Here is a 12,430-nt window from a genome sequence, read left to right as displayed (position 1 = left end):
TGTTAATAATAAAATCAACAAAAAATAAAAAACTTTCGCAATTTTTTAGCGAAAGTTTTGTTAAGGGACGATAATCTTTATGGTTGTATTATTACCCTTGTGCCATTTGGTACTATGCGTGACAATTGGAGGACATCCTGGTTATACATTCGTATACAGCCTTTGGAAACAGATTGGCCAATTGAGGAAGGGTTATTGGTTCCGTGGATTCCGTAGCCGTACTTTGACAGGGAAAGCCACATGACCCCATATGGACCGCCGGGGTCTGGTTCTCTGTTCACAATTACAAACTCTCCAATTGGGGTCTGCGTCAGCATTTTTCCCACCGCAATGGGATAGACTTTTTGTACAGCACCGTTAGATAAAAGTGTTAAGCTTTTTTTGCCTCTTGAAACTATGATTGTATATGGTATGGAATCTGGTTCAGGCAGTCCTGGTATTATTATTCGCTGGCCGGGATAAATCAGTCCGGGATTTACAATGGCAGGGTTTGCCGCCAAAAGCTCGCTTAATGGGCGGCGGTAATTTTGAGCAATGACAGACATTGTTTCACCTGGCTTTACAATATGGTAAATAGCAGCCACCTCTTTCTGAAAAGATTTATTTAAATATATGCCTGAGAAAATCATCTTGTAACTTATTGCTTAAATAATGTCCTGAATGCAGCAAAAAAGGGAAAGCTGCAATGATTTGCTTTCCCTTACTTGCCGCTGTCGGTTTGAAGGGTAAACACCGTCAGTTCCGGTTTGGATAAAAAGCGGAAGGGCAGACGGGTTGTCCCAAGCCCTCTGTTTACATAAAGAGTTAATGGATTTTGACTGCCAATTTCATAAAAACCTTCATAGTATCTTTCAGCATGTGGAGGTTTAACTAAGGCTCCAAAGAACGGCAGTTTAATTTGGCCTCCATGACTATGACCGCTCAACTGCAGATTTATGCTGAAGGCTGAGGCTGCATCTGCTAAATCCGGTGCGTGGGATAATAAAATATTATATGATCCACCGTCCATATTTTCGCTGGCAAGCTTTATGTCCGGCCTTCCGAGCATGGCATCGTCAATGCCTATAATCCCGATGCTGCTTCCGGAAAACTCGAGTTTGCGATTTTCATTCAGTAAAAGAATAAAGCCGGATTCTTCCATAATGGACTTATAGATATCTGAACCATAGCCCCCGTGGTCATGATTCCCATAAATAGCAAACCTGCCGAGAGGTGCTTGAATTTTTTTCAGGAGCGGTGCAATTTGGTCTGCTTTTTGATATTTATTGGGTTCATCCATCAGGTCACCTGTAAAGAAAACAATATCTGGCTTCAGGCTGTTTATCTTTTCAATCAATTCTTCCAGCTGTTTCAGGTCATAATGAAAGCCTAGATGGGTGTCGCTGAATTGGATGATTTTTTTATTATCGAACGCTTGAGGAATTGCGCTGTCAGAGATTTTGTAGTTTGTGATTTCCAGGAGCCGGGGCTCAATATCCCGTGCATAATAATAGCCGCCTGCACTAATACCAAACATAGCAGCAAAAAAGCCGAGAGCTCTTTTTAAAAAAGATCTTCTGGACACTTTTTTCGCCATTGGGCATACCAACCTATCTATATAAATTTTTCTGGAGTCTGCATGAGAAGAGAGTTATAACCTTTTCATACAGTATCTTTAATACTATCAAACTATCCTATTAAAAAGAAGAATTAACTATGCTTGTTTTTATCCTTCATTTTCCTTTAAATAAATGGCTGTTTTCGCAAGGTTTGCTGCTTTTCTGTATCTTATTTACTGAGTTGATTGGAGAGGAAGGTGCAAGATCCTCGAGGAGCTTATTCAACGTCCAGCGGGAGTAGCTGGCAGGCTGGAGCGGAAATCAACGGACAACATAAAGATGATAACCAACAATATATACGAAAAGAGCCAAATTAATTTTTTTATAAATAATAGTTCGAAAATTCTCTATTTAATGGTAAAATATAAATGAATGATCATTCATTTTTTGAGAGGGGAATTAGGATGAAGAATAAAACAGTCATTGTTACCGGCGGTTCCAGCGGCATGGGGAAGTATATGGCAAAGAGGTTTGCTGAAGCCGGAGCCAATGTGGTGATAACAGGAAGAAACCCGGAACGCCTGGAGGCAGCAAAAGCTGAAATTGAGACAGCCAATGGACAAGTTTTAACCATTCAAATGGATGTCCGTGAGATTGAACATGTTAAACATATGCTTAATGAAACGCTGAGTACATTTGGGCAAGTTGATTTTCTCGTTAATAATGCTGCAGGAAATTTTATTTGCCCTGCAGAGCAGCTGAGTGCAAATGGATGGAATTCTGTTATTAATATTGTCCTGAATGGAACCTTTTATTGTTCAAGCGAAGTCGGTAAATACTGGATTGAAAAGGGGATTAAGGGAAGCATAATCAATATGGTGGCTACATATGCATGGGACGCCGGTGCGGGAGTCATACACTCGGCTGCCGCAAAAGCAGGAGTATTATCCATGACAAGAACATTGGCTGTAGAATGGGGAAGAAAATATGGTATCAGGGTAAATGCCATAGCTCCAGGTCCAATTGAAAGGACAGGGGGGGCTGACAGGCTGTGGGAGTCGGAGGAAGCTGCAAGAAGGACACTTCAAAGTGTACCGCTTGGCAGGCTTGGGAAGCCGGAGGAAATTGCAGAATTGGCCTTCTTCCTTTTCTCAGAACATGCAGGTTATATTAATGGGGAATGCATCACAATGGATGGCGGCCAGTGGCTAAACCAGTTTCCGTTTTAATGTATATAAAAGCCGGCTGAATTGTTTTCAGCCGGCTGGCATATCTATTGATAGCTTACAGCTCTCGACTGCAAAGCCTTCCATGATGAAATAAATCGTTCTTTTGAAACCTTCACCTGTTTTTTTCCTGAAAGGGGGTCGTTTAGGAAAACAAACTGATCATCATACCCGACCAATACGACTGCATGAAGATCTAATGGAGTTTTAATGGTTTTGCCGGAGTGAGTCCAGGATTCCCAGCGGTCAGGAAGCCTATAATCTCCTGTCGTCCAGACGACAGCAGGATATCCTATGGAAACATGCATAAGAACTGCATCAAAATCCCTACCGGTTAAATTAACGGCTCTTCCTGGCAGGTATTTATTCACCAATTCTTCAATTGGTTTATCGAAAACTGCGTATCCGGCAGTTCTCCCTGTCATATCACCCACAAATCCTTCTTCAGGATTACCCCATTTTAAAATATCACCTTTTGAGCGAATCAGCGGATCATTATCTTTTTTTACTGCATCATACAAATCCATTTTCCCGACTTTGACACCTGCATGCTGCAGAAGCATTGTCAAGCTGGTTACTTCACATCCATACTTCAATTCGGGATTTTGTCTGATTAGTGGAACATCAATAATGACAGATCGTTTTTTAACAGCCGTAGTGGTGTCCATATTTTGGGCTGTTACTTTCTGCTGGTCCTTTTCTGCGTTGACAGGTATTTTAGCAGTCAGCTCTCTTGAAACCATGCCAGTCTCTTGTACAGGACTGGCAGGTTCTGAATGTCCGCAGCCAAGCAAAGGAATAAGAAGGGATATAAATAGGAAGTTCCTCATGAAATACCCTCTTTCTTTTGATGTCCTGATATTAGCTTGTGGAGTATAACACGGCAATATGATGCAAAGCTTTTGCCAAACAAACATGTTTCATCAAGAAGTGGAAGTTATATTTTGAATAGTAAAAGTTTTAAGCGAATATGGTATAATAACTCATTAATCGCAGTTTCACTTTATTTACATAGGGAGGCTAGGACATGGATGCATTGGATATCCTTACAGATTTGGATAATGTATTTCCCTATTTCCAGCCAATATTCAGTGCAGATGAGCATCGTGTCATTGGTTATGAGGTATTAGGCCGATATAAAGGTTCTAATGGGGTTATCAGTCTGGGGCCATTCTTCCAGGATGAGAATATTCCCGAAGAATTCCGGATTGAGGTAGATTATGAAATATTAAAAAAGGCTCTAGGCAAGGCGCAGCATCTTGATAAAGATGTTCTGATTTTTATAAATAGAGATGCTGACTTGCTCATGTATAACGATGGGGAACAATTTTTAAATACCCTCCAGGAATATGAAAAAAAAGGCATAAGCCTTGATAGGATTGTATTGGAAATTACCGAAAGGAATTACAAGGGAGATATTGACCATCTGGACCATCTTTTAAATTACTACAGGACATATGGAATCAAGTTAGCAATAGATAAACTTGGAAATGAAAGCAGTCATCTAGATCGAATCGGACAATTGGCTCCTGACATTTTAAAGGTGGATTTGGAGTCCATGAAATCCAATGCATCTGCTTATAATTTTAATGATATCCTCTATTCCTTATCCATGCTTGCCAGGAAAATTGGAGCTAGCTTGCTTTTTGAAAATATTGAAATGGTTTACCAGCTTCAATATGCATGGAAAAATGGAGGCCGTTACTATCAGGGATATTATTTGCAAAAACCTGCAGAAAATTTTCCGGATAGAGATATTTTAAAGGAAAAGTTACGAAACGAATGTCACCGGTTTATTGTGCATGAAAAGAAAAAATTGGAATCGCTGTATCAGGTAACACTTGAGTTCAACGACAAGCTGATTGATTTTGTAAATAAAAATAAAAAGGTTATTGCTTATGAAGAAACCTTGGAGCAGATTGCCCTTCTTTTGGACGGGGCAGCTTTTCGCCTGTATATCTGCGATGAAGACGGATTTCAGAAATCTGCGAATTACTTCAAAAGGGATGGAGGATGGTTAACCCAAAATGAATATCTACATAAAAATTGGAGCTGGCGTCCGTATTTCCTTGAAAATATAATGAAAATGCGAATAAATAAAAAGGGCATCCTCTCTGATTTATATACCGATATTGAGACAGGTGAAACCATAAGGACTTTTTCCTTTCCTCTTAATGCCAGTGATTACTTATTTGTGGATTTATCATATGAATATTTATATGAGCATGATGGGTTATTATAAGATTAAATATTAAGTATAAACATGCTTGGTTTGAGGAAATGTAAGTGTAGAACTTTCCTCAAGGAGAGATTAACCATGAGCATGTACACATTGATCATACTACTGATCGGACTTGGGATACTTGTATATTCCTTAGTTTACACTTTGTTTATTGGAAAAGAAAGAAAGGCAGTAAAGGGCGATATCGATGCAGAACTGCCGGATAATGTTCAAAAGCATGCATATATCAGAAATCCTATTTTTTTGACATATGCCATATGTTTTGGAATCCTTCTTGTCATGATTACTTATTTTGCACTTACATGGACTTGGTAAAGGCCCTCCACTTGGAGGGTCTTCTTTTGACGTATAGAAATGAAATTGATCAATTTACAATATTTACATCAAAATTAATTATGGGCTTTTCCATCTGTTGCGTTAATTCTTTGTCAATACGGGTAGATTCTTAACAAGAAAAGAATTTTTCTGTCAAAACACACGGGAATTTGGGGAACGAAAGCAGGTATCAGGAAATTTATTTGCTGGTAAAATTGAGGGTACAAACTAAGTGATCGATAAAGAAAGGGAGAGTGGAATGTACAAGCATATAACAGGAATTATTATCACAATTGCAGTCATGATCGCAGCGATTCCTTCTCATACTTATGCCGAGAGAGATACAAATAAAGAAGAGGTATACGAATTCCTGCAGAATGCCTTTCAAGCACAGGTTGAGCTTAGCGGGGAAGAGCGAAGCATGAATGAAGTCGATGAATTGCTTGAGCCATATTTTTCTGAAGAAGCTAAAAATCAGTTTCTGAAAGAAAACCTTGTTTCGGAAAATGGCAAATACTTTACTCTTGGAGGAGATGCAGCGGCATACTACATTCCGTTTTTCACGTATTCGGATAATACAAAAGTTGTGGAAGAAAAAGGGGAAGTTTATGTGTATGAATATTTTCCGGAAAACCATGAAGGACCTGTAGGTTATGACAGCCACTATGAGGGAATTTTGCTGACGGAGCAAGGAGGGAAGATGAAAGTCGTTAAATTCCTGGGTGAAAATATTCCCGGGAAAATAATAAACAAAGCTGAGGGTGGGCAAAAAGCGGCAAAACAAACCTCTTTTAAAACTCCTGAAACAAATTGGCAAAATAAGCCTTCCTATCAATTCGGATTTCTGTTAAATCCATTTGATGTCATGTTTCGGTCAGGCAGCATGCTTTTATCAGATAACCAAGGTATATTAGCTTTGTTTGAACAGCAGGAGCTGAACGGACAGCTGGCAGCCAACTAAAAAGAGCTTAAAAGCTTAACGGGCTTTTAAGCTCTTTTTTTATTCCATTCCCAAAACTGATCTAAGTTTTTCCAGGTCAAATCCTCTAATGACGGTATCCCCGATCACCACAGTTGGCGTAGAAAAGGAGCTAAACTGCTTTGTCAGTTCTTTATGTGCAGCGGCATCTTTTTTTATGTCTTTAATTGTATAGGCATATCCATTCTCATTCAAAAACATTTTTGTGATTTCACAGGGCGGACAATCCGGCTGTGTATATATAACAATCTCTTTCAATGTTTGTATCCTCCCTGTCTTTTGTTACTTTATCATAAAGCAGGATGATCCAGCAGGCAATCAGTTTGCCTTATGCAGGTAATCAATCAATCCCATCGAGCAGACAGCTATGTCTACAGAAAGAACCTCGTATACAGGATGGTCAGATGGAATGCCTTTATCATTAAGATAAGTTTTAACTTTCTCTTTGAGGATGGCTTGTGCTGCCTGTGCCTGCTGATCAATTGAGCCCCCGCCAGAAAAGGCAATTTCCCCTGCGTTCATGAAAATCTTAAGCCAATCCTTTATTTGCCTGTAGACTTCTTTAGGGGTTGAACTCATGCCGTAATGGCCAAAGAAAATGAGTTCAAGGTCCTTTTTTTCGTACATGTCAATGGATTCGAGCATTTTGCCTGGACTGAATTGGTTTGGTGAAGTTGAGGGCAGATACAATTCAATCCCGAGCTCTTTCAACTGCGGATAAAATACACCAGCTGTATCTCCCGTAAACATCCCATTTAAGGCAGGGTGAAAGATACTGAAGTGGTGATTGGCGTGTCCGGGCGAATTATAAAATTTTAGGGTGCAATCTGGACCTATTTCAAGCTCTTCTTCATGTTCTTTAGTGATAATCTTATCCTCTGGAACAGGCAATATTGGATTAAACAGTCCGTCGAATTGATCACCATAAACTCCTTTTGCACCGGTAATTAAGCGTGAAGGGTCTGCTAGGTGCCTTGCACCTTTCGGGTGGACTATTACCTTTGCGTTTGGACAGTGAGTTAATAATAACCCTGTGCCGCCCGCATGATCAAGATGAATATGTGTCACGATGATATAATCAACTTCCTCCGGTGTAAAGTGAAGCTGGTTCAGTCCTTCCAAAATGTAAGGGATAGAGGGGCTGGCCGAGGTTTCAATCAAAGTCAGCTTTTGTTCTGTTAAGACATATGTACCGGTACGTTTTTCCATTGATAGGTCAAAATCATCAATTAAATATAGGTTTTCCGCTAATTTTTCAGGTTTTGCCAAAAAAAATCACGTCCTTTATAAAGCTTTTGCTTGTACAAACACCTGACAATATTTTATTCTGTTAATATTGGTATGTAAAGCATTCAGCTTGAATATTCTGAATTTATTTCTTAAGGATAGAAACATGCCAAAAGAGAAACCTAAATGTTAATTATGGGTTTTGTTTTGGAAAGGAGAGAGAGCATGTCACAGCTTCAAGGTATATTAACTCGCTTAAAGAGCTTACAGGAACAAGCAACAGGCGGAGAGCCAATGCAACGATTTTTTGAGGTGAATGGTGAAAGAAAATGCCAGGTAACTTTTCATCCGAAAAATGAAACATTTGAACTGGAAGTATATAACGATAAAGAAAAGCCAAAAAGATATCAATTCGACAACATTGATATGATCACAATCGAAATTTTCGATTTGATTCAATAATTCACCACATACATAAGGGGCCTTTTGGCCTCTTTTCTTATATGTGCTTTAATAATAAACCAATTGCCAGAGGTGTGAAATGTATTACCTGCTCATGATTATGCTGTTTTTTACTGTTCTGCTTTTGCTTGCAGATTTAATTAATACAAAAAGAGAAGTAATACGGATCAGGAAAACTCTTGAAGAAATGAAAGAAATTTTAAAAGACAATAAGACTTGAAAAAATAGGCATTGAGAATAATAAGCATTATATGATCCTTTAAGTTGAGGTGAAGCAGAATGATGCCAACTGTAACATGTCCGAGCTGCAGGGCAGAAAAAGAAATTGATGCCGTACTAACTGCACAATCCAATCAAAATGTTATTTTTCATTGTCCTGACTGCGGCTATGAAGTTAAAGACATTCAAACCAGTAAAGGATAATAGGCGCAAAATGCCGGAGACTGTGATAAAATGGTTAAGAAGCATAACTAATTTTTGAGGAGTTTTCGGTGATGATCAGTCTTCATAGCGAGGAATTTTTAGAATTTAACATTAGTGATTTCATGATTCCTTCTGAACGGGTAGCACATGTGCAGGTTGGCAATAACCTGGAGCATGCCCTCTTAGTACTAACGAAAAGCGGATACACAGCTATTCCTGTACTGGACCCTCAATATAAGCTGCAGGGCTTAATTAGCACACCCATTATTATGGATTCCATTCTTGGTCTTGAGCGGATTGAGTTTGAGCAGCTGGAGAAAAAAAGGGTTGAAGAGGCTATGAACGCAAATATTCCAAGGCTTGATGTTGAATCTTCTATACAGCAATCCATCGCGCTATTAGTTGACCATCCATTTGTTTGTGTTGAAAACAAGGAAGGCTACTTTGAGGGAATACTTACCCGCAGAACAGTATTGGATCAACTAAATAAACATATCAGACGATTAAATAAACAATAAAAATCAGCTCCCCGCAGTGGGAGCTTGCTTTATTTTCAATTGAGTATTCGAGTATTCAGGCGGGTTTATAGCCGTTATTTTCGGGTTTATTCATGGAGGGGAAATACTTGAGTCAAACTTTACATAAAAAAATGCCTCAAGGAAAGAGGAAAGTGACCAAAAAGCCTTTTGTGCTGGCTTCAGTAATGCTTGCCATGTTTATGGGGGCCATTGAGGCAACCATAGTGTCAACTGCGATGCCTGCCATTGTTGGGGATTTAGGCGGATTTGCTTTATATAGCTGGGTATTTTCAGCATATCTGTTAATGAATGCTGTGACTGTTTTGATTTACGGCAAGCTTTCAGACTTATTTGGACGGAAACCCGTTTTAACGTTCGGGATTATCATCTTCTTAATTGGTTCCATCTTATGCGGTTTTGCGCAATCGATGACTGCTCTGATCATTTTCAGGTTAATCCAGGGCTTTGGTGCCGGAGCCGTAATGCCGATTGCAACAACCATTGTCGGGGATATTTATACTAAAGAGGAAAGGGCACAGGTGCAGGGTTATTTATCAAGCGTATGGGGAATTTCAGCTATCATGGGCCCGGCAATAGGCGGACTGCTGGTTGAATTCGTCAGCTGGCGATATGTTTTTTGGGTAAACATTCCGCTTGGCATCATGGCTATTGCAGGCTTGTGGCTTTTCCTCCATGAGAATGTGGAAAGGAAAAAACACCAGATCGATTATGCAGGAGCTGTGCTATTAACTGTTTCCATTTCATCTCTCATGTTTGTGCTTGTGGAGGGAGGTACCAATTGGGCATGGAATTCCATTGAAGCCATCAGCCTTTTAGCGGTCAGTTTAATTGCCTTTATTTTATTTATCCTGCAGGAACAAAAAGCTGCAGAGCCAATGATGCCTTTTAATATTTGGAAGGAGAAGCCAATATTAATCGCTAATTTGGCTTCCTTAACAACCGGTGTCATGCTTATAGGGATTTCCAGTTTTCTTCCTGCATTTGTACAGGGTGTCATGGAAAGATCTCCGATAGTAGCCGGCTTTACACTTACCACGATGTCGATTGGATGGCCGATTGCTTCTGCAGCGGCAGGCAAGCTGCTTTTAAAAATTGGTTTTAGAAGTACATCTGTCATAGGCGGAGTGTTTTTGATAGCGGGGAGTATTATGTTTGTTACCCTCACTCCTGAAGCGGGACCCGTATGGGCTGCAGCGGGGAGCTTTCTGGTGGGGGCAGGCATGGGCTTGACCACTACAGCTTTTATTGTATCCATTCAGAGTACAGTGGAGTGGAATCAAAGGGGCATTGCCACTGCTGCCAATATGTTTATGAGAAATCTGGGCAACACCATTGGAGCAGCCTTGCTGGGCGGAATTTTGAACAGTCAGATCAAATCATATATACAGAAGAATGGTGAAGGCAAAGACGCCAGCTTATCGTTAGATTCAGCAAATGTATTATTAAATGAAGATGCGAGAAACAGCATGGATGCGGGAATAAAGGAAATTCTGCAAAATGGCCTTACCGTTTCGCTTCATTCGGTTTATTATGCAGTGCTGTTATTTGCAGTGATAAGCTTCTTATTGGTCATTGCACTGCCGAAGCATGAAAAGGAAATCGCCGATTAAGCGCCTGTAAATCTCTGCATTTATCGTGCAGAGATTTTTTATGTTACACTTCTGGAACTTTATCTCCCAAACCATTATCGATGATAAAGAAATTCAAAAGTAATTAAGATATACTATAAGAAAAATTTATGAAGGGAAGATGTTTATGTCTTCACTTACAGAATTTCATCTTTTATCGGTACTGGCACAGGAAATGAATATGAGAAAAGCGGCTGAGCGTTTATTTGTATCGCAGCCGGCGCTTTCACAGCGTCTTGTGAATATTGAAAAGGAATGGGGCAACAAGCTATTCCTCCGCTCCCAAAAGGGATTGTCTCTGACACCGGCTGGAGAAATTGTTATTCAATTTGTAAATGAAGTTCTGGCCAAAGAAGAAAAAGTGAGGGAGTCAATTACTGCCCTTAATTCGGAGGTTCATGGAACTTTAAAAATTGCAGTTGCTTCAATTGTCGGACAGAATTGGCTGCCGCAGGTTCTTAAAAAGTTTGTCAGCCGCTATCCCCAGGCAAAAATATCTCTGATTACCGGCTGGAGCAGTGAAATATTAAAATCTCTTTATGATGATCAGGTTCATATTGGAATTATCAGAGGGACTCCGGATTGGAAGGGGATTAAAATCCCTTTATTTAAGGACAGTCTTTATCTGGTTGATACAGAAATTACAAGGCCGGAGCAGGTTCTTGAAACAGATCGGCCATTTATTCAGTTCAAGAGTGATTCAAACTATTATCAGGAAATTCAGGACTGGTGGCTGCGGCAGTTCAAAACTTCTCCAAAAAGGACAATAGTAGTTGACCAAATTGAAACATGCAAGCAAATGACTTTCAATGGAATAGGGTACGCCATTCTCCCGGCCATTACGCTGAATGGTGCAGAGAAAAATATTTTTAAGATCCCGCTGCTTGACGAGAATAATTTGCCGATTAAGCGTGATACGTGGCTTCTGGGATACGAATCGGCCTTTCAGCTCAAGCAGGTGCAGGCATTTGTTGAGTTGATAAAGGAGCACATTGAAGAAGAAAGACAGTGAAACCCCATTTTTTCTTCCGTCATTTTTTTTTCTTGTTTTCAGCGCTTTTGTTTGTTAAAGTAATTCTAGTTGCAATGTTATACATAGAGGAGGATTTTTATTATGAAAATGATGGATGCCAATGAGATTATTTCTTTTATCCAGAACAGCACAAAATCCACACCTGTAAAGGTTTATATTAAAGGTGATATAGAGGGAATCGACTTCGGAGCTTCAGCTAAGTCCTTTGTAAATGGCAGCGCCGGGGTAGTGTTTGGTGAATGGTCTGAAATTAGCCAGGCTATTGAAGCAAACCAGTCAAAAATTGAAGATTATGTAATTGAGAATGACCGCAGAAACTCTGCGATTCCATTGCTTGATATGAAAAATATTAAAGCGCGCATTGAGCCGGGTGCCATCATCCGTGACCAAGTAGAAATCGGGGATAACGCTGTAATCATGATGGGTGCCTCCATAAATATCGGATCCGTGATCGGTGAAGGCACAATGATCGATATGAATGTTGTACTTGGCGGAAGAGCTACAGTCGGCAAGAATTGCCATATTGGAGCAGGAACTGTATTGGCAGGCGTTATTGAGCCTCCTTCAGCAAAACCTGTTGTTGTAGAAGATGATGTAGTAATCGGAGCAAATGCAGTGGTTCTCGAAGGTGTAACTGTTGGCAAGGGTGCTGTAGTTGCTGCGGGTGCCATTGTCATTGATGATGTACCCCCATATACAGTGGTGGCAGGCACACCAGCTCGTGTGATTAAAGAGATTGATGAAAAGACTAAGTCTAAGACTGAAATTAAGCAGGAACTTCGCCAATTATAATAGTTTAAAAAGCGTGGATCTCGATC

The 12,430-nt window shown here is 40.0% G+C and carries 15 protein-coding genes; 10 read left to right on the top strand and 5 right to left on the bottom strand.

Features of this window, described 5'->3' with window-relative positions; genetic code table 11:
- Window positions 1-77 precede the first annotated feature (77 nt).
- Together AC3WTL_RS08740 and AC3WTL_RS08735 are read right to left on the bottom strand one after the other, a co-directional pair.
- Entirely contained in the window at window positions 78-575 is a 498-nt protein-coding gene (locus AC3WTL_RS08740; RefSeq protein ID WP_048010677.1) for a L,D-transpeptidase family protein, read from the bottom strand.
- Between the two features lie 125 nt (window positions 576-700).
- Entirely contained in the window at window positions 701-1,576 is an 876-nt protein-coding gene (locus AC3WTL_RS08735) for a metallophosphoesterase (protein WP_492369290.1), read from the bottom strand.
- Window positions 1,577-2,002: 426 nt separating this feature from the next.
- Here AC3WTL_RS08735 and fadH point away from each other — a divergent pair, with 426 nt between their 5' ends.
- Window positions 2,003-2,767, top strand: a complete 765-nt coding sequence (gene fadH / locus AC3WTL_RS08730; RefSeq protein ID WP_163142979.1) for a 2,4-dienoyl-CoA reductase — start codon at window positions 2,003-2,005, stop codon at window positions 2,765-2,767.
- A 44-nt stretch (window positions 2,768-2,811) separates the two neighbouring features.
- Here the strand turns inward: fadH and AC3WTL_RS08725 are convergent, their stop codons facing one another.
- Window positions 2,812-3,594, bottom strand: coding sequence for a C39 family peptidase (locus AC3WTL_RS08725; protein WP_197214761.1), 783 nt, complete (start codon window positions 3,592-3,594; stop codon window positions 2,812-2,814).
- Window positions 3,595-3,791: 197 nt separating this feature from the next.
- Between AC3WTL_RS08725 and AC3WTL_RS08720 the strand changes: the two genes are divergently transcribed.
- From AC3WTL_RS08720 to AC3WTL_RS08710, 3 genes are all read left to right on the top strand, one after another.
- Window positions 3,792-5,006, top strand: a complete 1,215-nt coding sequence (locus AC3WTL_RS08720) for an EAL domain-containing protein (RefSeq protein ID WP_048010655.1) — start codon at window positions 3,792-3,794, stop codon at window positions 5,004-5,006.
- Window positions 5,007-5,081: 75 nt separating this feature from the next.
- Entirely contained in the window at window positions 5,082-5,321 is a 240-nt protein-coding gene (locus AC3WTL_RS08715) for a hypothetical protein (RefSeq protein ID WP_048010654.1), read from the top strand.
- Between the two features lie 259 nt (window positions 5,322-5,580).
- A complete protein-coding gene (locus AC3WTL_RS08710; protein ID WP_222497164.1) occupies window positions 5,581-6,282 on the top strand; it encodes a DUF3993 domain-containing protein in 702 nt (233 codons plus the stop codon).
- A gap of 39 nt (window positions 6,283-6,321) precedes the next feature.
- Here the strand turns inward: AC3WTL_RS08710 and AC3WTL_RS08705 are convergent, their stop codons facing one another.
- Window positions 6,322-6,558, bottom strand: coding sequence for a glutaredoxin family protein (locus AC3WTL_RS08705; protein ID WP_048010652.1), 237 nt, complete (start codon window positions 6,556-6,558; stop codon window positions 6,322-6,324).
- Window positions 6,559-6,618: 60 nt separating this feature from the next.
- Window positions 6,619-7,569: an MBL fold metallo-hydrolase gene (locus AC3WTL_RS08700; RefSeq protein ID WP_492369289.1), complete on the bottom strand. Its 951-nt coding sequence runs from the start codon at window positions 7,567-7,569 to the stop codon at window positions 6,619-6,621.
- A 183-nt stretch (window positions 7,570-7,752) separates the two neighbouring features.
- Here AC3WTL_RS08700 and AC3WTL_RS08695 point away from each other — a divergent pair, with 183 nt between their 5' ends.
- From AC3WTL_RS08695 to dapD, 6 genes are all read left to right on the top strand, one after another.
- Window positions 7,753-7,989 (top strand): YkuJ family protein, encoded by a 237-nt coding sequence (locus AC3WTL_RS08695; protein WP_035328567.1) that lies wholly within the window; start codon window positions 7,753-7,755, stop codon window positions 7,987-7,989.
- 279 nt (window positions 7,990-8,268) lie between these two features.
- The gene (locus AC3WTL_RS08690; RefSeq protein ID WP_175609180.1) at window positions 8,269-8,412 is read left to right on the top strand and encodes a hypothetical protein; all 144 of its coding nucleotides are present in this window, start codon (window positions 8,269-8,271) and stop codon (window positions 8,410-8,412) included.
- A gap of 71 nt (window positions 8,413-8,483) precedes the next feature.
- Entirely contained in the window at window positions 8,484-8,930 is a 447-nt protein-coding gene (gene cbpB / locus AC3WTL_RS08685) for a cyclic-di-AMP-binding protein CbpB (protein ID WP_048010650.1), read from the top strand.
- 131 nt (window positions 8,931-9,061) lie between these two features.
- Window positions 9,062-10,561, top strand: coding sequence for an MDR family MFS transporter (locus AC3WTL_RS08680; RefSeq protein ID WP_492369384.1), 1,500 nt, complete (start codon window positions 9,062-9,064; stop codon window positions 10,559-10,561).
- 145 nt (window positions 10,562-10,706) lie between these two features.
- Window positions 10,707-11,591 (top strand): transcriptional regulator CcpC, encoded by an 885-nt coding sequence (gene ccpC / locus AC3WTL_RS08675; RefSeq protein WP_048010649.1) that lies wholly within the window; start codon window positions 10,707-10,709, stop codon window positions 11,589-11,591.
- A 102-nt stretch (window positions 11,592-11,693) separates the two neighbouring features.
- Window positions 11,694-12,404 (top strand): 2,3,4,5-tetrahydropyridine-2,6-dicarboxylate N-acetyltransferase, encoded by a 711-nt coding sequence (gene dapD / locus AC3WTL_RS08670; RefSeq protein ID WP_248346830.1) that lies wholly within the window; start codon window positions 11,694-11,696, stop codon window positions 12,402-12,404.
- The last annotated feature ends 26 nt before the right edge of the window (window positions 12,405-12,430 follow it).

The organism is Cytobacillus sp. EB106-05-05-XG126, from assembly GCF_058791715.1.
Note: the sequence above shows the minus strand (reverse complement) of the source record. Positions and strands in the feature narration are given on the sequence as shown.

Coding starts and splice junctions, on each gene's coding strand:
- AC3WTL_RS08735 (WP_492369290.1), bottom strand. CDS start 1,576: ATGGCGAAAAAAGTGTCCAGAAGATCTTTTTTAAAAAGAGCTCTCGGC.
- fadH (WP_163142979.1), top strand. CDS start 2,003: ATGAAGAATAAAACAGTCATTGTTACCGGCGGTTCCAGCGGCATGGGG.
- AC3WTL_RS08725 (WP_197214761.1), bottom strand. CDS start 3,594: ATGAGGAACTTCCTATTTATATCCCTTCTTATTCCTTTGCTTGGCTGC.
- AC3WTL_RS08720 (WP_048010655.1), top strand. CDS start 3,792: ATGGATGCATTGGATATCCTTACAGATTTGGATAATGTATTTCCCTAT.
- AC3WTL_RS08715 (WP_048010654.1), top strand. CDS start 5,082: ATGAGCATGTACACATTGATCATACTACTGATCGGACTTGGGATACTT.
- AC3WTL_RS08710 (WP_222497164.1), top strand. CDS start 5,581: ATGTACAAGCATATAACAGGAATTATTATCACAATTGCAGTCATGATC.
- AC3WTL_RS08695 (WP_035328567.1), top strand. CDS start 7,753: ATGTCACAGCTTCAAGGTATATTAACTCGCTTAAAGAGCTTACAGGAA.
- AC3WTL_RS08690 (WP_175609180.1), top strand. CDS start 8,269: ATGATGCCAACTGTAACATGTCCGAGCTGCAGGGCAGAAAAAGAAATT.
- cbpB (WP_048010650.1), top strand. CDS start 8,484: ATGATCAGTCTTCATAGCGAGGAATTTTTAGAATTTAACATTAGTGAT.
- AC3WTL_RS08680 (WP_492369384.1), top strand. CDS start 9,062: ATGCCTCAAGGAAAGAGGAAAGTGACCAAAAAGCCTTTTGTGCTGGCT.
- ccpC (WP_048010649.1), top strand. CDS start 10,707: ATGTCTTCACTTACAGAATTTCATCTTTTATCGGTACTGGCACAGGAA.
- dapD (WP_248346830.1), top strand. CDS start 11,694: ATGAAAATGATGGATGCCAATGAGATTATTTCTTTTATCCAGAACAGC.